Source organism: Rhodococcoides kyotonense, from assembly GCF_001645385.1.
Taxonomy (GTDB): domain Bacteria; phylum Actinomycetota; class Actinomycetes; order Mycobacteriales; family Mycobacteriaceae; genus Rhodococcoides; species Rhodococcoides kyotonensis_B.
Map to the genome: position 1 here is coordinate 88,998 of NZ_LVHI01000012.1, position 19,599 is coordinate 108,596.

Here is a 19,599-nt window from a genome sequence, read left to right on the forward strand (position 1 = left end):
CGACATTCCGGTGATCAGAACGCCCGACAGGACCTGATGTCCGACGCCAGAATCGCTTTCGCGCCGAGCTCGGCGAGATCGTCCATGACGGAATTGTGGGCCTTTCGAGAGACCATGGCGCGCACCGCGATCCAGTTCTCGTCGGCCATCGGCGACAACGTCGGCGATTCGATTCCCGGCGTGATCTTCACAGCCTCGTCGAGAATGGCCTTCGGGCAGTCGTAATCCAGCATCAGGTACTGCTGCGCGAACACGACACCTTGAATGCGGGCGATCAGCTGCTTCCGAGTTCGGTCGCTGCTGTCGCTACCGTCCCTCCCGTCGCCGCCTGCTCGTTCGATCAGCACACCCTCGGAATCGCACAACGACTCACCGAATGCGACGAGATTGTTCTGCCGCAGCGAGCGACCGGATTCGACGACGTCGGCAATTGCGTCGGCGACACCCAGCTGGATGGAGATCTCGACGGCACCGTCGAGCCGGATGACCGTCGCCTCCATTCCACGCGCTGCGAGGTCGGCCTTCACCAGATTGGGGTACGACGTCGCGATGCGGAGGCCGGCGAGGTCGTCGGTGGACCAGTCCTTGCCCTGCGGTCCGGCGTAACGGAAGGTCGAACGCCCGAATCCGAGAGACAGAAGTTCCTCGACGGGAGCTCCTGAGTCGAGCGCGAGATCGCGGCCGGTGATGCCCAGGTCGAGCTGGCCGGAACCGACGTAGATTGCGATGTCCTTGGGGCGGAGGAAGAAGAATTCGACGCCGTTGGCGGGGTCGAGGACGGTGAGGTCCTTGGAGTCGCTTCGACGCCGGTAGCCGGCTTCCTTGAGAATCTCTGCGGCGGATTCGGAAAGAGCACCCTTGTTGGGAACTGCTACGCGCAACATGACGATGTCCTTATGTGAGAGAAGTCCGATGGAGGAGAACCTGCTCACAGATGTCGGTAGACATCCTCCAGCTTCAGCCCGCGACCCACCATCAACACCTGAACCCAGTACAGCAGCTGGGAGATCTCCTCGGCCAGCGCGTCGTCGCCCTCGTGTTCGGCGGCGATCCAGACCTCGCCCGCTTCCTCGATGATCTTCTTCCCTTGAGCGTGCACACCTGCATCCAACGCGGCCACGGTGCCGGAACCCTCGGGACGGGTGGCGGCACGGTCGGTGAGCTCGGCGAACAGTGAGTCGAAGGTCTTCACGGTGGATGATTCTTTCATGACGCTGGATTCGTGACGCGGCCGACGCCTCTCATCACTGTTCACGCCGGTCGTGCGTCGCGCCAGGCCGACCGAAATCCTGCATCGGTGAGTCCCACCAACGACTCGCGGACGACGTAACCCGGCCGCGCGTCCACCGACACCTCGGACGGCACGAGCAGCACCGAACAGCCTGCCCGGTGCGCCGAGAGCGATCCCGTCGGCGAATCCTCCACTGCCAGACACGACGACGGTTCGAGACCCAGCAGCGAGGCCCCACGAAGGTACGGCGCAGGGTGCGGCTTACCTTCCTCGACTTCGTCTCCGCTCACGGTAAAGTCGAAGTACTCGCGACCGATCGTCTCCAACGCGTTCTCGACGAGGCCGCGTTCGGTGTTGGTGACGAGCGCGGTCTTCAGGTCCATGTCGCGGGCCAGCTGCAGCGCATCCTTGGCACCCGGTCGCCACGGGATGCCTTCTGCGAACAGAGTTCCGACGCGGTCGGTCAGCCAGTCGCGTCCGCGTTTCAACGATTCCTCGGTGACCTCGGTGCCGGTATGCGCGAACACCTTCGTCAGCGCGCCGCGCATCGAGTTGCCGAGGGTGCTCTCACGGACCTCGGCCGTCAGCTCACGCCCCAGCTCGAGCGACAGCTCGGCCACCGCGACGTCCCAGATCTTCTCCGAGTCGAGCAGTGTGCCGTCCATGTCCCACAGAACAGCGAGCAGAGTGTTCTCAGACATTGAAGTACTTGGCCTCCGGGTGGTGAAGCACGAATGCGTCGGTCGATTGTTCGGGATGCAGCTGCAGCTCTTCGGACAGCTTGACGCCGATTCGCTCCGGTTCGAGCAGGGCCGCAAGCTTGATGCGGTCCTCCAGATCGGGGCACGCGCCGTAGCCGAACGAGTAACGCGCACCACGGTATTCGAGCTTGAAGAACCCTTCCGGGTTCGTCGGGTCGTCGGCCGCGACACTGGTCCCGCCTGCCAACTTCAGCTCCTCGCGGACGCGGCGGTGCCAGTACTCGGCGAGCGCTTCGGTGAGTTGCACTCCGATGCCGTGCACTTCGAGGTAGTCCCGGTACGAATCGGATGCGAACAGCTGATTCGCGAAGTCCGCGATCGGCTGGCCCATCGTCACGAGGTTCATCGGAAGCACGTCGACCTGACCTCGCTCGCGCGCCGATTCGCGTGACCGGACGAAGTCGGCGACACAGAGGAACCGGTCGCGCTGCTGGCGGGGGAACGAGAAGCGGAATCGCTCCGGTGCGTCGGGCTCGGGTTCGGTGAGCACGACGACGTCGTCGCCCTCGGAGACCGCTGGGAAGTACCCGTACACGAGCGCCGCGTGCGCCAGGATGCCGTCGGTGCTGAGGCGGTCGAGCCAGTAGCGCAGGCGCGGTTTGCCTTCCGACTCGACGAGATCCTCGTACGTCGCGCCCTCACCCTTGCGTGCGCCCCGCAGACCCCACTGGCCGAGGAACAGTGCCCGCTCGTCGAGCAGACCGGCGTACTCGGTCAGCGAGACACCCTTGACGATGCGCGTGCCCCAGAACGGCGGCACCGGCACCTCGATGTCGGCCGCGACGTCGGAACGATCCGGCACGACGACGGGAGTCTCGGCCGCCTTACGCTGCTCGGCGATTCGACGCGACCGCTCGTGGCGCGCCTTGCGCTCCTCGGCTTTCGCCTTGGCCTCCAACGCTTCCGGACTGTCGGGCGCAGGGCCCCCACCGCGCTTCGTGGTCATGATGGTGTCCATCAGGCGCAGACCCTCGAACGCATCGCGTGCGTAGTGGACCTCGCCCTCGTACACGTCCTGAAGATCGTTCTCCACGTAGGACCGCGTCAATGCCGCGCCGCCCAGCAGCACCGGGAACTGCTCGGCGACTCCCTTGTTGTTGAGTTCGATCAGGTTGTCCTTCATGACGACCGTCGACTTCACGAGCAGACCGGACATGCCGATGACGTCGGCACGCTTGTCGAGCGCAGCTTCGAGGATGGTCGAAATCGGTTGCTTGATACCGAGATTGACGACCTCGTAACCGTTGTTGCTCAAGATGATGTCGACGAGGTTCTTGCCGATGTCGTGCACGTCGCCCTTGACGGTGCCGAGCACGATGCGACCCTTGCCGTCGTCGTCCGTCGCCTCCATGTGCGGTTCGAGGTACGCCACGGCAGCTTTCATGACCTCGGCCGAGGCGAGCACGAACGGCAGCTGCATCTGACCGGAGCCGAACAGTTCGCCGACGGTCTTCATGCCGGACAGCAACGTCTCGTTGATGATCTCGAGCGGCGGCTTCTCGGTCATCGCAGCATCGAGATCGGCGTCGAGTCCGGCGCGTTCGCCGTCGACGATGCGACGTTCGAGGCGCTCGAACAACGGCAGGCGTGCCAGTTCCTCGGCGCGAGACTCGCGGGCGGACGCGGCCGACACCCCCTCGAACAGCTGCATGAGCTTCTGCAGCGGGTCGTAGTCGTCGGTGCGCCGGTCGTACACGAGATCGAGAGCCGTCTCGCGTTGCTCGTCCGGAATCTTGTTCATGGGCAGAATCTTCGACGCGTGCACGATGGCCGTGTCGAGGCCCGCTTCGGTGCACTCGTGCAGGAAGACCGAGTTGAGCACCTGCCGCGCAGCAGGATTCAGGCCGAACGAGATGTTCGACAGACCCAGCGTGGTGTGCACGTTCGGATACTTCGCCTTGAGCTGCCGAATGGCTTCGATGGTCTCGATGCCGTCGCGTCGGACCTCTTCCTGGCCGGTCGAGATGGGGAACGTCAGCGTGTCGACGATGATGTCCTCGTGGCTCAGACCCCAGTTGGTCGTGATGTCCTCGATCAGTCGGTCGGCGACGCGCACCTTCCACTCGGCGGTACGAGCCTGGCCCTCCTCGTCGATGGTCAGCGCGACGACAGCGGCACCGTGTTCCTTCACCAGCGTCATGATCTTGTGGAAGCGCGAGTCGGGACCGTCACCGTCCTCGTAGTTCACCGAGTTGACCGCGCTGCGCCCACCCAGATGCTCCAAGCCTGCCTGCAGCACCGCGGGCTCGGTCGAGTCGAGCATGATCGGCAGCGTGGACGCCGTCGCGAGACGTGACGCGAGCGCGGCCATGTCGGCGGCGCCGTCGCGGCCGACGTAGTCGACGTTGAGGTCGAGCATGTGGGCGCCGTCGCGGGTCTGATCCTTGGCGATGTCGAGGCACTTCTCGTAGTCCTCGGCGATCATCGCCTCACGGAAGGCCTTGGATCCGTTGGAGTTGGTGCGCTCGCCGATCATCAGGATGCTGGCGTCCTGTTCGAACGGAACGGCCGTGTACAGCGACGACACACCGGGCTCCGGGGCGGGCACGCGGTCGGCCTTGGTCACACCGTGCACGAGGTCTGCGACCTGACGAATGTGCTCGGGCGTCGTACCGCAGCAGCCGCCGACGAGCGACAGGCCGTACTCGCTGACGAACGAACCGAGAGCCGTCGCCAGCTCAGGTGCCGTCAGCGGGTATTCGGCGCCGTTCGCGCCCAGCGTCGGCAGGCCGGCGTTCGGCATGACCGACACGGGAAGCGTCGAGTGCTTCGACAGGTGACGCAGGTGCTCGCTCATCTCGGCGGGACCCGTCGCACAGTTGAGACCGATCATGTCGATGCCGAGCGGCTCCAACGCGGTCAACGCTGCGCCGATCTCGCTGCCGACCAGCATCGCTCCGGTGGTCTCGACCGTGACGTGGGTGATGATCGGGATACGGACGCCGAGCTTGTCCATCGCGTTCTGGCTGCCGATGATGGCCGCCTTGACCTGGAGCAGATCCTGGCAGGTCTCCACCAGGATCGCGTCGGCGCCTCCGTCGATCATGCCGAGCGCTGCCTCGGTGTACGCGTCGCGGAGCGAGGCGAACGGCGCGTGACCCAGGGTGGGCAGCTTCGTGCCCGGACCCATGGATCCGAGGACGAACCGGTCCATGCCGTCGCGTCCCTTGCCCATCTCGTCGGCGGTCTCACGGGCGAGACGGGTGCCCTTCTCGGCGAGGTCGCGGATGCGGTCGGCGATGTCGTAGTCGGCGAGGTTCGGCAGATTGCAGCCGAACGTGTTGGTCTCCACCGCGTCGGCACCTGCCGCGAAGTACGCCCGGTGGATTTCGCGCAACACGTCCGGGCGGGTCTCGTTCAGGATCTCGTTGCAGCCTTCGAGACCCAGGAAATCGTCGAGCGTCAGATTCGCGTCCTGCAACATCGTTCCCATAGCGCCGTCGCCGATCACAACGCGAGAACGAATCGCATCCAGCAGGCCGGTTCTATGTAGCGCAGGCATCCCTACAGAGTAGAGGGCAAGGCGCCGCGGCCACGACAGCGCTGCCTGGTCGTAGTCTGTCGTGGTGAGTCCCCGAAACCGCGACGGCAACTTTCCCGCCGACAACGACGACAACATCGACGCAGAGCGCGACAAATCGGACAGCGCAGCCGAAACGCTACTGGATGCGGTCTCCACCGCTGTGTCGAACGCAACACCGTTTTCGCCGGTTTCCGAGCTCGTCGACGACGACGAGATGCCGCTGCCGACGCTGCGCGACCCGATTCTGGTGGCTGCGTTCGAAGGCTGGAACGACGCGGGCGACGCCGCGAGCGGTGCCGTCGAACACCTGGAACTGATCTGGGACGCGAGTCCGCTCGCGGAGCTCGACTCCGAGGATTACTACGACTACCAGGTCAACCGACCGACCATCAGGCAGGTCGACGGCGTCACCCGCGAGATCCAGTGGCCGTCGACGCGTCTGTCGGTGTGTTCTCCCCCCGGAAGCGCCCGCGACATCGTTCTGCTGCGCGGTATCGAGCCGAACATGCGGTGGCGTAGCTTCTGCGACGACCTGTTGGAGTTCATCGAGCAGCTCGGCGTCGACACCGTCGTCATCCTCGGCGCGCTCCTGGCCGACACGCCGCACACCCGCCCTGTTCCCGTCACCGGAAGCGCGCACAGCGTGGAGGCGGCCGAACGGTTCAATCTCGAACAGACCCGCTACGAAGGTCCGACCGGCATCACCGGAGTTCTGCAGGACGAGTGCGTCAAGGCAGGCGTACCCGCCGTGTCGTTCTGGGCCGCGGTTCCCCACTACGTCTCGCAGCCGCCCAACCCGAAGGCAACGGTTGCGTTGCTCCAGCGTGTCGAGGAAGTACTCGACATCGAGGTGCCGCTCGGCGAGCTCCCCACCCAGGCAGAGGATTGGGAGGAAGCCGTCACCGAGATGACGAAGGAGGACGAGGAGATCAGCGAGTACGTCCGCAGCCTCGAGGAGCGCGGCGACGCCGAGGTCGACATCACCGACGCCATCTCCAAGATCGACGGTGACGCCATCGCCGCCGAGTTCGAACGCTATCTCCGTCGGCGGGGTCCCGGCAGCTTCGGTCTGTGACGGGTACTCGACCCCAGGACAGACCTCGATCCGAACGTCTTCGCGTCGCTGCGCTGTACTCGGGAGGCTTTCTCGGCCCGTTCGGCGGCGCACTGGTCGCGTCGATGCTTCCCGAGATGGGTGACTCGCTCGGTGTCTCCACCGGGTCCGCGTCGTCGTCGTTGACGGCGTATCTGCTGCCGTTCGCGCTGACGATGCTCGTGTCGGGCACGCTCGGCGCCAGGTGGGGACGCCTGCGCACGGTCCGGATCGCCTACGGCGTGTACACACTCGCGTCCATCGTCTGCGCGCTGGCGCCGACGCTCCAGATTCTGCTCGCGGCGCGAGTGGTGCAGGGATGCGGAAACGCGTTCACGACGCCTCTGCTGCTCGCAACCCTCGCGGCGGCGACCCCTCGTGAACGTCTCGGCCGAGTTCTCGGGACGTTCGGCGCGCTGCAGGCGGCAGGGCAGACGAGTGCGCCGCTCGTCGGTGGGGTGGCTGCACAGTTCGACTGGCGCTACGCGTTCGTCGTGCTGGCGGTGGTGTCGGCGGTTCTCGGTCTCGTCGGCCTGCCGCGCACGGATGACGCGACGTCGGCAGCGCCGCGCGAACGGCTCCGCGACGCACTGCGCCCGCATGTGGTGCGTATCGGGTTGGTCGCGCTGCTCGGGTGGGGCGCGCTGGGTGGGCTGAACTTCATGCTCGCGTATCGCGCCGAGGACGTGTTCGGCTTGAATGCGCCCCAGCGCGGTGTGCTGCTCACCGTCTTCGGGCTGACCGGCATCCTGACGGCGCGGGCGGTCGGTCGGTTGATCGACCGTCTCGGCTCGGGCCGAACCGTCGTCATCGGCGCTGTCGCGGGTGCTGCTCTCGTCGCCGTAGCCGGAACAGCTCCGGCGCTGTGGGCCGTCGGAGTCGCGTGGGCACTGGCGGGCGTGGCATCGCAATTCGTGCTCGTCGGCGTGAACGCCGCAGTACTCGGCGGTGGGGCGAATCGGGGCGGCGCGGTATCGGTGGTTCAGGCCTTCCGCTTCTCGGGCGCCGCCCTCGCGCCACTCGCACTGACGCCGCTCTACCTCGTACACCCTGCAGCCGGATTCCTGGTCCCCGCACTTCTTCTCGCGGTGGTGGCGCCGATTGCGATGCCACGGGCCGCGCCCCCTGACAGGGGGTCCACGCCGGCTGTGAGTTCTTCCTGAGTCGACGCCCGGCCAGCTACCTGCGCGGGAAGGAGCGATCGGACGTCTCGCTTGTCCGCGCAGGTTCCAGCCAGCGCGCACGTTGCAACCCGCGCAGCTGCTGCAACCTGCGCGGACATGACGTCCGCTGCGAAATTCCCGCGAATCCGTCGACGGGTGGGAGTCGCCTCGGCAGCTGATTGCACGAGAACGAACGTCACGTGTTTTCGCTCCCACACGCGCACCCCCTACCCTGTTCCAGTGAGCGATTCGGGTGACGACAACGCACGTGCGATGGGCGCGGCGACGTTTCTGCAGGAAGATCGCCTCAAACTGTTCGCGTTCACCGTGGCAGAGAAGCGGCACGAGTACCTCTGGGTGCTGCGCGCGTTCGACATCGCCCGTGCCAACTACGTCGTTCTCCTGCACGCCGCCGACATCGCCGACACCCTGGCCAGGAATGCGCCGGACGATGCGCAGCTGCGCGCGTCGGAAATCGGGCCGTTGCTCGAACAGCTGCATTCCTGGGAGCTCCTCGAACGCAGCTACGACGGCTCACGCGCCGCGACGCTCGCCGAGTACCGCAACCGCCACTTCGTCTATCAGTTCAGTCAGGCCGGCTACAAGGCGTTCCGTGCCGTCGAGGACGTGCTGGGCGCCCGCCTGGACGACGCGTCGCTCTCGCGGCTCGTGCTCCCCGAACTCCTGGCCGACATGCACGAACTCGCCGACGCGAACCGTCAGGCCGACGGCGACCTGATCTACCGCAAACTGTCACGGCTCGACTCGACTCTGTCGGAGATGGCGACGCGTGCCGCCCACTTCTACCTCGTGCTCGGTGACCTGGTGCGCACCACCGAGATCACTCCCGAGTCGTTTCTCGTGCACAAGGACGCGCTGCTGACGCACATGCGTGAGTTCAGCTCGGACCTGACGCGCTACGCGCCCAAGTTGGCCGAGGCGATCGGCGTCGTCGAGGCCACCGGCATCGACGCGTTGATCGACCGTGCTGCGGTCAGCGACGAGCGAGTGTTCCTGACGGTCGACGAACGCCGCGCCGACTGGCGTGCCCGGTGGTCCGGCCTGTCGCACTGGTTCGTCGCGGCGGAATCCCAGCTCAGCGAATCCGAACGACTGCGCGAAGGCACGATGAGCGCCATCGCGGCAGTTCTGTCGCTTCTGCGCCGCGTCACCGAGACGCGGAAGGGCGGCGTCAGCCGCGAGAGCCAGCTACGTCACCTTGCCGGGTGGTTCGCCAACAGTCCGACCGAGGACAGCGCGCACGCGCTGTTCCATGCGGTGTTCGGGCTCGGACGCCCCCGACACCTGTCGATGGTGCATCCCGATGCGGACATCATCCCGACGTCGCGAAGCTGGTGGGATGCTCCCCCCGTCGAGATCTCCCGGACGCTCGCCGAAACCGGCAGGACGCCGTCGCCCGGTGTCCCCGGCCGGTTGCAACGCAACGACGGCAGTATTCGACGCCTCCGCGAGCGCCAACTGGAAGCCCAGCGCTCACGCAGCGTCGCGGCGCAGTCGCTGGCGACGGCAGGTGTCTTCGAACGCACCCTCGACGAGGAGGAAACCGAGGTCTTGTTGAGCTTGCTCAATGCCGCCCTGACCGCACGCGTGAAGGTCAGCGGTCGAACGTCGGGATCCACGAGGTCCGACAGCGGCGTCAAGCTGACGCTGAGCGACAGCCCGACGTCCACTGTCGTCCGAACAGCAAGGGGCAGACTGCATCTCGACCGACTCACGCTCGACGTCGCAGAGGTGACGCGTCGATGAGGGCACGCGACATCCCCACTCTCGCACTCGATTCCTATCAGCGTGCAGCGCGGGTAGCGCTCGCCAACCATCTCGTGACGACGACCTTTCCCGACCGGATCGCCCTCCCTCTGCTCCGACGCTGGGCGACCGAACTGCGCGAGGACCTGCTCGAACTCTTCGGGTATCGACTCGAGGTCACCGAAACCACCGCCCGGCTGTTTCCCGTGCTCGACGCGCTCGACCCGACTCAGCCGGCGCGCACGGCGTCGGATCGGGTGTTCGATCGGCGACGGTACGCGTACCTGGCGCTGGCGCTGGCAGCTCTCGGTCGAGCGGGAAACCAGATCACGTTGTCCGAATTGGCCGATCACGTTGCCGGAGAAGCAGCTCAGGTCGACGGCGTCGAACTGGCAACCGACCGCGCCTCGGACCGCGATGCGTTCGTCGACGCCGTGGGCTGGCTCGGTACTCGCGGCGCAATCTCGCTCGCAGACGGCGATGCAGGCGGTTGGGCGAACAACCCTGCATCCGGTGAGGCGCTCTACGACATCGAGCGGTCCGTCGTCGTCGCCATGTTCCGGCCCCCGCGTGCGATTCAGCACCTCCGATCGGTCACCGGCCTGCTGGCGGGGTCGGACGTCGTCACGATGGAGGACGACGACACCCCGGTCCGCTCCGATCCGAAGGAGACCATTCGACAGGTGCGACGGTTGCTGGTGGAACGGCCCGTCGTCTATTTCGACGACCTGGATCGTGACGAGCGTTCGGCGCTCGCAGCCGACCGGACCGTCGCCGACGTCGAATTGCTCACCGGGTTGGTGTCCGAACGGCGCGCCGAGGGCGTCGCACTGATCGACACGTCAGGACGGTTGTCGGACATACGTTTTCCGAGTACCGGCACCATCGCCCAGGTCGCATTGCTGCTTGCGGGCGAGATGTCGGATCGGGTCGTCGATCCGGACGCCGACGAGTTGGCCACGCACACGATGCCGGACGACTCGGATCTGATCGACCGCCTCGACGCCGCCATCCCCGGTGGCGGCATCTTCGACGATCTGGCCGAGTTCGGTTCCGCAACACTGGCTTCGAAGGACGACACGGAGGCCGCGACCTACCCGTTCCTCGAGAACAGCTGGCTCGCAAGCGTTGTCGCCGACCTGATCGAACGCTTCGGGAAGACGTTCGCCGCGCAATGGCAGGCGGACCCCGATGGACTGCGCGAACGCGCGATCGCGATGCTCGACCGACTTCGCTTGGTGCGCAGCGTGTCCGGCGGAGTACTCGTGCTCCCCGCGATCGCCCGCTACCGCGACGTCATGGTCAACGTGCGCGAGCGCACGCCCCAGGACTCCCTTTTCGACAACTCGAACTCAGCAGAAACCGAGGCGCACTAGATGACAGCACACACACAGCGCTTCCGCCCCACCCGCGCGGGCATCATCAACCTGTGGGACTACCGCGACCAGGAGTTCTCCTTCGCCGACGGGCGACTGGTGTTGCGCGGACCGAACGGTTCGGGGAAGACCAAGGCACTCGAGGTGCTCTTCCCCTTCGTGCTCGACGGACGTATCGAACCGCGCAGGCTGAATCCGTTCGCCGGTGAGGAACGCACGATGAAGTCCAACCTCCTGTACCGCGGACAGGAGAGTGCGCTCTCGTACGTCTGGATGGAGTTCGGGCGCGGTTCGACGGACGATCCCGAGTCGGTGACCGTCGGCATCGGCATGCGCGCCACCAAGTCGAACGACAAGGTCACGCGGTGGTACTTCGTCGCGGACGGCCGTGTGGGCGTCGACTTCTCGCTGATCGGTTCCGACGATCGCCCGCTGACCAAGAAGCAGCTCGCCGAACAGCTGGGCACCGATGCGCTGACCGATCGCCCGGTGGACTACCGCGCTGCGATCGACGCCCGCATGTTCGGACTGGGCGCGCAACGCTACGACCAGCTGATCAACCTGATCCTCACGCTACGTCGGCCCCAGCTCGCGAAGAACCTCGACCCGAAGGGCCTGTCGCAAGCGCTGACCGACGGTCTGCGTCCGCTCGACGAACAACTCGTTCTCGAAGCCGCACGATCGTTCAGTGACATGGAAGAGGTCGGCCGCGCCCTCGAAGGGCTCGCCCAAGCCGATCGAGCCGCGAAGAGCTTCGTCTCCGTCTACTCCAAATACCTTCGTGTGCAGGCACGTTCGGACATCGAGACGGTGACGCGCCGCCTCGAAGCCGTTACGCACGCGACGACGGCACACTTCGCTGCCGCAGCGCTGAAGGAACGACGCCTCGGCGAGCGCGAGGCGGCCGAGAAGCGGTTCGACGACGCCGAGCGTGCACTGGACCAAGCTGTCGCCGACCGCGAGACGTTGCAGCGCTCGAGCGCCTACGAGGGCAAGCAGCAGTTGGACGATCTCGCCGAGTCCGCCGAGAAGCTCGCGGTGTCCGCGAAGACCCAGACCGATCGTGCACGAGGCGCCCAAGCCGAACTCGAGAAACGGTCCGCGGACGCGACCCGAGCAGAGGCAGCGCTGCGCGACTCCGTCGCAGCACTCGGTCGGGCGGAGGACGACCTTCAGGCGGCAGCCGAAGACGCGGGCATCGTGTGGACGCCGTTGCCGTCGGGTTCGCGTAGCGACCAGTTCACCACCGCACTTCGTGGCCACGCCGAGGAACGTGACGGCGACGTCCGCGCTGTGCGCGAGGCGCTGAGTACCGTCGAGAAGGCGGCGACCGAACGGGCACGGGCCGACAAGAGCAGTTCCCGGGCTCGCGAACTTCTCGACGCGGCCCGCGCTGCCGTCACCGAGGCCGAAGCCGCCGTCGAACTGGCACGGGCCCAGTTCGCGTCGGGACTTCGCTCGTGGTGGTCGGAGCACTCGACGCTGTACGCGTCGGCCGACATCGGTGTCACGGCGTTCGAACAGCTCGACGCCGCTGTGCCGCACATCGGTGAAGACGACGCACCGAGCCTCGACGCCGTGCTCTCCGACGCGTCGGCGGACGGTCTGGAGTCGGTGCGTGCACGACGGGCGCAGGCATCGATGACAGCGACAGCGCTGTCGGAGGAACTGGCGTTCATGCGATCCGAGCGCGACACGATCAGCGCGGAGCACGACGACGCTCCCCCGCCGTTCGCGGCCCGCATCAGCTCGCGCGACGGTCTCGTCGGCGCACCGCTGTGGCAACTCGTCCGGTTCGCCGACGGGGTCGACCCAGCCGATGCGGCGGGCGTGGAAGCGGCGCTGCAGGCGGCGAACCTGCTCGACGGGTGGGTCTCGGCGTCGGACGCGCCGACGTCGCTCGAATCCGACCAGTTCCTGGTCGCTATACCCGAGACCGACCGCCCGCGTGGTTCGACGCTGGCGGACGTTCTCGAGGTGGAGCCGAATACGGATGTTCCCGAAGGGGTGGTCAGCGCGATTCTGGAGTCGGTCGCCCTCCGCCGCGACGGCGCGTCCGAGAACTCGGCGGTGTCAGTCGGCGTCGACGGCCGGTTCTGGCAGGGCGTACAGCAGGGCCGTCACGTCAAGAGCGACGCGGAGTACATCGGAGCCACGGCACGCGCACGGCGTCGCGCCGCTCGTATCGCCGAGCTCGACGGGTCGATCGTGTCCACCGAGGCCGCGCTGACCGCAGCCCAGGACACCGAGCGCGCGGCCGGTGAACTGCTCCGAGACTTGACCACGGCCGCCAAGAAACTGCCGAGAGTGGCCGCCATCGCCAAGGCGCAGAAGTCCGTCACCGAAGCTGCCGGTGCGCTGCGCACGTCACAGGCGGCGTCGACGGCGGCCGACCGCGAACTCGACCAGGCGATCGCCGAACTGTCCGCCCGCGAGAAGCATCTGCGAACCACCGCCGTCGCGCACCGCACCCCGCACACCGCTCGGGACGTGGACTCGCTCGCCGCGGCGATTCGGCATTTCGAGAACCAAGGTGCGCTCGTCCTGCGCCGACGCGGAGACAACGTGCGCGAAGCCGAACGCCAGCGGGAAGCGCAGAACCGTCTGGAAGAAGCAACGGGTCTCGCCGAGGAACTCGCCGAGGAAGCGGCGATCGCCGAGGAGAACCATCAGCAACAGGTACAGCGTCTCGAGCTTCTGCGTGAGAATCTCGGTGCCACCGCCGACCAGATCGACGCCGATCTCGAGCAGGCGCGCGAGCGTATAGAGAAGTGCAAGGTGGAACAGCGCGCTGCCCGCAAGGCCGACAAGGAGGCAGGTGAGGCGATCGGCAAGGCCGAGGGCGCGTGCAACACCGCCCAAGAGAGCTTGCGGGCAGCACTGACCGAAACTCTCGGCGACGCAAACCGTCTCGCACCCTACGCACGCAAGGATCTGCTCACGATCCTCGGCGTGGACGAGGTCTATGCGTGGCCGGCCAGCGACTCGGCGTGGCTCACCGTCGATCAGATTCTGTACCGCATCCAGCACGCCTCCGGCCCGGACGAGGAGATCCAGGTTCTGCCACCGGTCGTGCACGAGATGCATCGGGCTCTCGACGCAGCGACTTCGTCGGTGAAGGCGAGCGATTCGTACCGCAAGAGCACGCGGACCGCGCTGACCGGGGCTTTACAGGAGTTCGATTCGCAACTCGCCGGGTCCGGCCAGGACTACCGACTGCAGTGGGACGCGCCGGACGGCTTGACCGTCGTCCGCGTCCAGGACGAGCAGGGGTACTCGTCGGTCGGCGAATTCGCCGAACGCATCGCCGATGCACGGTCGAACCAGGAGCTGCTGCTCACCGAGCACGAGCGACGCATCCTCGAGGATGCCCTGCTCACCGGATTGGCGCAGCAGATCCACGAACGGACCGTCGACGCCCGCGAGCTGATCGCGCAGATGTCGACCGAGATGAAGCAGCGAAAGATGTCGTCGGGCAACACGATCGGCGTGCACTGGGTGCTCGCCGACAATCTCGACGACGGCGCCCGGGCGATCTCGAAGCTGCTCGACCGCGACGCGTCGGCACTGAATGCGGAGGATCTCGCCACGATGCGTGCCCATTTCGCGTCGGAGATCCGGATCGCACGTGCCGCGCACCCCGAACGTTCCTATCCGGAGATTCTCGCTACGACGCTCGACTATCGACGTTGGCGCGTGTTCTCGTTCTCGTTGATCCGCGGCGACGGGACGGAAGACCGTCTGACGGTGGCCCGTCACAGTGCACTGTCCGGCGGTGAGCAGTCGGTGTCGCTGCACCTGCCGTTGTTCGCCGCTGCCCACGTCATGTTGTCGTCGGCCGACCCGCATTCGCCGCGACTGCTCGCGCTCGACGAGGCGTTCGCCGGCGTCGACGACAACGGTCGAAGCGAATTGCTCGGTCTCAGTGTGCAATTCGATCTCGACCTGTTCATGACCGGGTACGACCTGTGGATCACGTACTCCCATGTGCCTGGCTGCGCGCACTACGATCTCGCACACTCGACCGCCGAGAACACCGTCAGCGCCGCACTTCTGGTGTGGGACAACGGAGAACTCTTCGCCGAGCACGACGGCACCGATCTTGCTGCGGCACTGGGTTCCCCGCTGACGCGTCGGGTCCCGACACGCGCCGAGGGCGGGCTCGAGTTCGCTCGCTGACGCCCGAGAACCCCGTGCGCCGACCCAGCGCACGGGGTTCGAGGTGCTTTATCGGTCAGCGCAGATTCACACCGAGCAACGCATCGACGGCGTCCGCGAAGAGACCGGGTGCCGACGTGTCCGAACCGCCCTGTGCAACAGCAAAACTCGCCCATGCGTCGAGCGCGTCGAGCGCCTTGGGGGTGTCCAGGTCGTCGGCGAGGTGCTGACGCAGTCGGGCGACGACGTCGTCGGCGCCGACGGCAGATTCCAATGCCGCGGCACGACGCCACAGCGCCAGACGCTCCTGCGCACGCTCCAACACCTCGTCGGTCCACGCTCGGTCCTGGCGGTAGTGCCCGGAAAGCAGACCGAGACGAATGGCCGCCGGATCCACGTCCTGCGCGCGCAGCTTCGACACGAAGACGAGGTTGCCGCGACTTTTCGACATCTTCTCGCCGTCGAGACCGATCATGCCCGTGTGCACGTAGTGGCGCGCGAAACGGCCGTCGCCGGATGTTGCCTCGGCGTGCGCGGCCGAGAACTCGTGGTGCGGGAAGATCAGGTCGCTACCGCCGCCCTGGACGTCGATGCCGGATCCGATGCGATTCAGTGCGATTGCCGCACACTCGATGTGCCAGCCGGGGCGACCGGGACCGAACGGGGACGGCCACGACGGCTCACCGGGGCGCTCGGCACGCCACAGCAGCGCATCCAACGAATCCCGCTTGCCCACGCGATCGGGATCTCCCCCGCGCTCGGCGAAGAACTTGTCCATGGTCGCGCGGTCGTAACCGGACTCGTATCCGAACTCCGGCGTCGCGTCGGCACGGAAGTAGACGTCCGGGTACTGCTCGTCGTCGACGACGTACGCCGCACCCGAAGCGAGCAGCTTCTCGACCAGTTCGACGACCTCGTCGACCGACTCGACCGCACCGATGTAGTCACGAGGAGGCAGTACACGCAGCGCCTCCATGTCCTCACGGAACAGCGCGATCTCCCGGGCACCCAGATCACGCCAGTCCTCACCGTCTCGGTCCGCACGCTCGAAGAGCGGATCGTCGACGTCGGTGACGTTCTGGACGTAGTGCACGTCGTGTCCGGCGTCGCGCCACAGACGGTTCACCACGTCGAACGTCAGATACGTTGCGGCATGACCGAGATGCGTCGCGTCGTACGGGGTGATTCCGCAGACGTACATCTTCGCCTGCTGACCCGGAGTGACCGGCCGCACTTGCCGGTCCGCGGTGTCGTACAACCGAAGTGGTGGCCCCTGACCGGGGATCGACGGAACGGCTGTGTCGGACCAAGACTGCATGCAGACGAGCCTATCGGAGTCGTCTCAGAAGGCGGGCCACGGTATCGGCCTACTCGACCGAGGCTCGGGCATGACAGGTCGTGCGATCAGTCCGCGTGCTCGCGCGAGCAGTGCATCGATCTCGTGTTCGGTGATGTGGCCGCGCAGTCGCGGTTCGACGGCGTCGGCGAACGTGTCGACGAACTCGACGATGTCGCTCATCGACGCGTCGTCGATCGCCCTGCCGGACCAACCCCACAGCACGGTGCGCAGCTTGTCCTCGGAGTGCAGGCAGATGCCGTGATCGACGCCGTAGACGTAGCCGTCGAGTCCCTCTAGCGCGTGGCCGCCCTTACGGTCGGCGTTGTTGAGCAGTACGTCGAGGACGGCCATGCGCTGCAGACGTGGATCGTCGGCGTGGATGAGGGCGACTTCCTGCCCCTCGCCGTCGTAAGCCTGCAGAACCGGAATCCACCCCTCCGGCACGAGTTCGGGTGGACAGAGGTCGACGAGGTCGATGCGCGTACCGTCCTCCCCGTGCGGCTCGGGAGTGTCGATCCAGCGCTGCACCATGCCGGGCCCGAACGGCCCGTCGCGCAGAATCGTCGTCGGGATGACGCCCCAGCCGAGCGCGTCGGAAATCTCGTACGACGCGATCTCACGGCCTGCGAGAGTGCCGTCCGGGAAATCCCACAGCGGCACCTCGCCGCGAATGGGCTTGTAGACGCAGCGCACCGGCTCGGAGGATTCGGTCGACGTGCCGGAAGCGTCACCGTCGAGGGTTGCCTCGCACACCAACGTCGCATTGCTCGCGGACACGACCCGACCGACGACGGTCAGTTCGCCGGTTTCCATGACGGCACGCCCGGCGAACGGTGGCCTGTCTTCGATCAAAGTTCGTCGCCCAGTTCGGTCGCGGAGCCGAAGGTCGCGTCACGCCGGTATCCGTTGGATCGCACACACGTGTGGCCGTCCTGCGCCAGCGGCTGACCGCACAGCGGGCACGGGGCCCGTCCGGCGGCGATCACCTTCTCCGAGCGCAGCGCGAACTCACGCGCCTGGATCGGTGTCAGGAACACCCGAACGGCGTCGGGACCCTCGTCGGTGTCGTCGAGCACGACCGACTCGTCGACCTCGGTCTCGCTGATGGCCAACAACTCGACGACGACGGCGTTCGCGTCCGCGTCCCAGCCGAGACCCATCGTCCCGACGCGGAACTCGGTGTCGATCGGCGTCAGCAGCGGACTCGTGTCCCCCACCGTCGTCTCCTCCGGTGGTACGTCCGCGCCGAACCGACGATGCACCTCGTCGAGTAACAGACCCATACGGTCGGCGAGTACCTGAACCTGCTGCTTCTCGAGAGCGACCGACACGACTCGCGTCTCGTGTACGGCTTGCAGGAAGAACGATCGGTCGCCGGGCTCACCCACGGTTCCTGCGACGAATCGATCAGGGGTGCGGAAAACATGTATTGCGCGTGGCATTGCACCTCCTGGGTTCATGGCGTACGAGCTCGAAAGAACGTACCGAAGGGATCCGCCCTATCGGACCCCGCACTGTTTCATTATCCGCTATCGAGCGGACTACGCTCCGGAACCTCCGCCCGGCACCGCGTCGGAATCCGACCCGGTCTGCGATTCCGACGCCGATCCGGACGACGTGGACGACGCCTTCTCGACGGCAGGAACCACACCCGACAGATCCAGCCCCGTGTCGTTGGTTCGCAGCACGAACGGCCTGGTCGAGGTGTACCTCACGACGCTCACCGATGCCGGATCGGCGACGATGCGCTGAAAGGAATCGAGGTGGCAGCCGAGGGCGTCCGCCAGCACCGACTTGATGACGTCGCCGTGTGTGCAGGCAACCCACAACACGTCTCGCCCGTACTCCTCGGCGAGTCGTGCATCGTGCTCACGGACCGCTGCGACCGCTCTCGCCTGAACCTGCGCGAGACCCTCGCCGCCCGGGAAGATCGCGGCGGACGGGTGTTGCTGCACGACCTTCCAGAGCGGCTCGTTCACCAACTCCTTGATCGCCCGCCCGGTCCACGACCCGTAGTCGACCTCGAGCAGCCGCTCCTCGACCACCGGGGTCAGCCCGCGCTTCGCAGCCAGCGGTTCGACGGTCTGCTCGCACCGCTGCAGCGGCGAACGCACGATCTCCTCCACCGGGAGCGAACCGAGCCGCTCGGCGACGAACGCAGCCTGCTCCACCCCGCGGTCGTCCAGGCCGACGCCCACCGACCGGCCCGCCAGCGTTCCGGCCGTGTTCGACGTGGACCTACCGTGGCGCAACAAGATCACCGTCATGAACGCCAGCCTAATAGGCAGACTGAATCAGGTCGTTTCTCCCAGGCTCCACGCCCGGCCTATCAGGTCGCCGAGACGACGCCCGTCGCCAACAGCGCCATGACTCCCACACCCAGCACGATGCGGTAGCCGACGAACCAGTACAGCGAGTGGTTCGCGACGAACTTCAGCAGCCATGCGATCGACGCGTAGCCGAGACCGAAGGCCACCAGCGTCGCCACGATCAACTGCGGTCCCGACGCGTTCAGACCCTCGCCCGCCGGCGCGAAGGCGTCGGGAAGCGAGAACAGGCCGGACGCGGTGACCGCGGGGATCGCGAGCAGGAACGAGAACCGCACCGCCGCTTCGCGTTCGAGGCCCATGAAGAGGCCCGCACTCGTCGTGGCACCCGAGCGAGAGACACCAGGAATCAACGCGAGGCACTGCGACAGTCCCATGACCAGGCCGTCGCGCGTCGTGATCTGCTCGATCGGCCTGCGCTTGGTGCCGACGTATTCGGCGACGGCGATGACGATCGCGAAGACGATCAGCATCGTCGCGATCAGCCAGAGATTGCGAGCCCCGGTACGGATCTGGTCCTTGAACAAGAACCCGAGCACACCGATCGGAATGGTGGCGATGATCACGTACCAGCCGAGGCGGTAGTCCAGGGTGCGCTGAGTCTTGTCCCGGAGGCCGACGAACCACGCTTTCACGATGCGCACGATGTCGCGCCAGAAGAACAGCAGCACCGCGGCTTCGGTGCCGAGCTGCGACACCGCGGTGAACGACGCGCCCGCGTCGTCGCCGAAGAAGACGCTGGACACGATGCGCAGGTGACCGGACGACGAGATCGGCAGGAACTCGGTGAGCCCCTGCACCGCTCCGAGGACGATCGCCTGCAACCAGGTCATGGACTCACCGATCATCGGACCTGCCCCC

14 protein-coding genes are annotated in these 19,599 nt (G+C 66.4%); 5 read left to right on the top strand and 9 right to left on the bottom strand.

Features of this window, described 5'->3' with window-relative positions; genetic code table 11:
• Window positions 1–14: 14 nt before the first annotated feature.
• Genes hisG through metH form a run of 4 tightly spaced genes read right to left on the bottom strand, consistent with a single transcriptional unit; the run spans window position 15 to window position 5,494 of the window.
• A complete protein-coding gene (gene hisG / locus A3K89_RS08465) occupies window positions 15–884 on the bottom strand; it encodes an ATP phosphoribosyltransferase (RefSeq protein ID WP_068425873.1) in 870 nt (289 codons plus the stop codon).
• Between the two features lie 44 nt (window positions 885–928).
• Window positions 929–1,210: a phosphoribosyl-ATP diphosphatase gene (locus tag A3K89_RS08470; protein WP_174551393.1), complete on the bottom strand. Its 282-nt coding sequence runs from the start codon at window positions 1,208–1,210 to the stop codon at window positions 929–931.
• A 41-nt stretch (window positions 1,211–1,251) separates the two neighbouring features.
• A complete protein-coding gene (locus A3K89_RS08475; protein WP_068424151.1) occupies window positions 1,252–1,932 on the bottom strand; it encodes an HAD family hydrolase in 681 nt (226 codons plus the stop codon).
• Window positions 1,925–5,494 (bottom strand): methionine synthase, encoded by a 3,570-nt coding sequence (gene metH, locus A3K89_RS08480; RefSeq protein WP_068424153.1) that lies wholly within the window; start codon window positions 5,492–5,494, stop codon window positions 1,925–1,927. Before metH ends, A3K89_RS08475 begins: the two co-directional genes overlap by 8 nt.
• A gap of 235 nt (window positions 5,495–5,729) precedes the next feature.
• On the opposite strand from metH, the gene A3K89_RS08485 reads away from it, so the two are divergent.
• The 5 genes from A3K89_RS08485 to A3K89_RS08505 all read left to right on the top strand — a co-directional run bounded on the left by A3K89_RS08485 (window position 5,730) and on the right by A3K89_RS08505 (window position 15,093).
• Window positions 5,730–6,590, top strand: coding sequence for a PAC2 family protein (locus tag A3K89_RS08485; RefSeq protein ID WP_114329706.1), 861 nt, complete (start codon window positions 5,730–5,732; stop codon window positions 6,588–6,590).
• On the top strand, window positions 6,587–7,771 hold the full coding sequence (locus A3K89_RS08490) for an MFS transporter (protein WP_068424155.1): 1,185 nt from the start codon (window positions 6,587–6,589) through the stop codon (window positions 7,769–7,771). Before A3K89_RS08485 ends, A3K89_RS08490 begins: the two co-directional genes overlap by 4 nt.
• 273 nt (window positions 7,772–8,044) lie before the next feature.
• Window positions 8,045–9,538 carry a TIGR02677 family protein gene (locus tag A3K89_RS08495; protein WP_068425881.1) on the top strand — a complete coding sequence of 498 codons (1,494 nt, stop codon included), beginning with the start codon at window positions 8,045–8,047 and terminating at the stop codon, window positions 9,536–9,538.
• On the top strand, window positions 9,535–10,914 hold the full coding sequence (locus A3K89_RS08500) for a TIGR02678 family protein (protein ID WP_068424157.1): 1,380 nt from the start codon (window positions 9,535–9,537) through the stop codon (window positions 10,912–10,914). Before A3K89_RS08495 ends, A3K89_RS08500 begins: the two co-directional genes overlap by 4 nt.
• Entirely contained in the window at window positions 10,915–15,093 is a 4,179-nt protein-coding gene (locus A3K89_RS08505; protein WP_068424159.1) for a TIGR02680 family protein, read from the top strand.
• Window positions 15,094–15,148: 55 nt separating this feature from the next.
• Here A3K89_RS08505 and mshC read toward each other — a convergent pair whose 3' ends face one another.
• The 5 genes from mshC to A3K89_RS08530 all read right to left on the bottom strand — a co-directional run bounded on the left by mshC (window position 15,149) and on the right by A3K89_RS08530 (window position 19,583).
• Window positions 15,149–16,390, bottom strand: coding sequence for a cysteine--1-D-myo-inosityl 2-amino-2-deoxy-alpha-D-glucopyranoside ligase (gene mshC / locus A3K89_RS08510; protein ID WP_068424161.1), 1,242 nt, complete (start codon window positions 16,388–16,390; stop codon window positions 15,149–15,151).
• A gap of 24 nt (window positions 16,391–16,414) precedes the next feature.
• Window positions 16,415–17,224 carry an SCO1664 family protein gene (locus A3K89_RS08515; RefSeq protein WP_068424163.1) on the bottom strand — a complete coding sequence of 270 codons (810 nt, stop codon included), beginning with the start codon at window positions 17,222–17,224 and terminating at the stop codon, window positions 16,415–16,417.
• A 35-nt stretch (window positions 17,225–17,259) separates the two neighbouring features.
• Window positions 17,260–17,853, bottom strand: a complete 594-nt coding sequence (locus A3K89_RS08520) for a DUF3090 domain-containing protein (RefSeq protein WP_068424165.1) — start codon at window positions 17,851–17,853, stop codon at window positions 17,260–17,262.
• 99 nt (window positions 17,854–17,952) lie between these two features.
• Complete coding sequence (locus A3K89_RS08525; protein ID WP_068424167.1) at window positions 17,953–18,678, bottom strand: histidine phosphatase family protein; 726 nt, start codon at window positions 18,676–18,678, stop codon at window positions 17,953–17,955.
• A gap of 62 nt (window positions 18,679–18,740) precedes the next feature.
• Window positions 18,741–19,583: an undecaprenyl-diphosphate phosphatase gene (locus tag A3K89_RS08530; protein WP_174551413.1), complete on the bottom strand. Its 843-nt coding sequence runs from the start codon at window positions 19,581–19,583 to the stop codon at window positions 18,741–18,743.
• Between the last annotated feature and the right edge of the window lie 16 nt (window positions 19,584–19,599).

Bases quoted from the DNA above. Each gene is read 5' to 3' on its own strand.
- hisG (WP_068425873.1), bottom strand. From the start codon at position 884: ATGTTGCGCGTAGCAGTTCCCAACAAGGGTGCTCTTTCCGAATCCGCC.
- A3K89_RS08470 (WP_174551393.1), bottom strand. From the start codon at position 1,210: ATGAAAGAATCATCCACCGTGAAGACCTTCGACTCACTGTTCGCCGAG.
- A3K89_RS08475 (WP_068424151.1), bottom strand. From the start codon at position 1,932: ATGTCTGAGAACACTCTGCTCGCTGTTCTGTGGGACATGGACGGCACA.
- metH (WP_068424153.1), bottom strand. From the start codon at position 5,494: ATGCCTGCGCTACATAGAACCGGCCTGCTGGATGCGATTCGTTCTCGC.
- A3K89_RS08485 (WP_114329706.1), top strand. From the start codon at position 5,730: ATGCCGCTGCCGACGCTGCGCGACCCGATTCTGGTGGCTGCGTTCGAA.
- A3K89_RS08495 (WP_068425881.1), top strand. From the start codon at position 8,045: ATGGGCGCGGCGACGTTTCTGCAGGAAGATCGCCTCAAACTGTTCGCG.
- A3K89_RS08500 (WP_068424157.1), top strand. From the start codon at position 9,535: ATGAGGGCACGCGACATCCCCACTCTCGCACTCGATTCCTATCAGCGT.
- A3K89_RS08505 (WP_068424159.1), top strand. From the start codon at position 10,915: ATGACAGCACACACACAGCGCTTCCGCCCCACCCGCGCGGGCATCATC.
- mshC (WP_068424161.1), bottom strand. From the start codon at position 16,390: ATGCAGTCTTGGTCCGACACAGCCGTTCCGTCGATCCCCGGTCAGGGG.
- A3K89_RS08515 (WP_068424163.1), bottom strand. From the start codon at position 17,224: ATGGAAACCGGCGAACTGACCGTCGTCGGTCGGGTCGTGTCCGCGAGC.
- A3K89_RS08520 (WP_068424165.1), bottom strand. From the start codon at position 17,853: ATGCCACGCGCAATACATGTTTTCCGCACCCCTGATCGATTCGTCGCA.
- A3K89_RS08525 (WP_068424167.1), bottom strand. From the start codon at position 18,678: ATGACGGTGATCTTGTTGCGCCACGGTAGGTCCACGTCGAACACGGCC.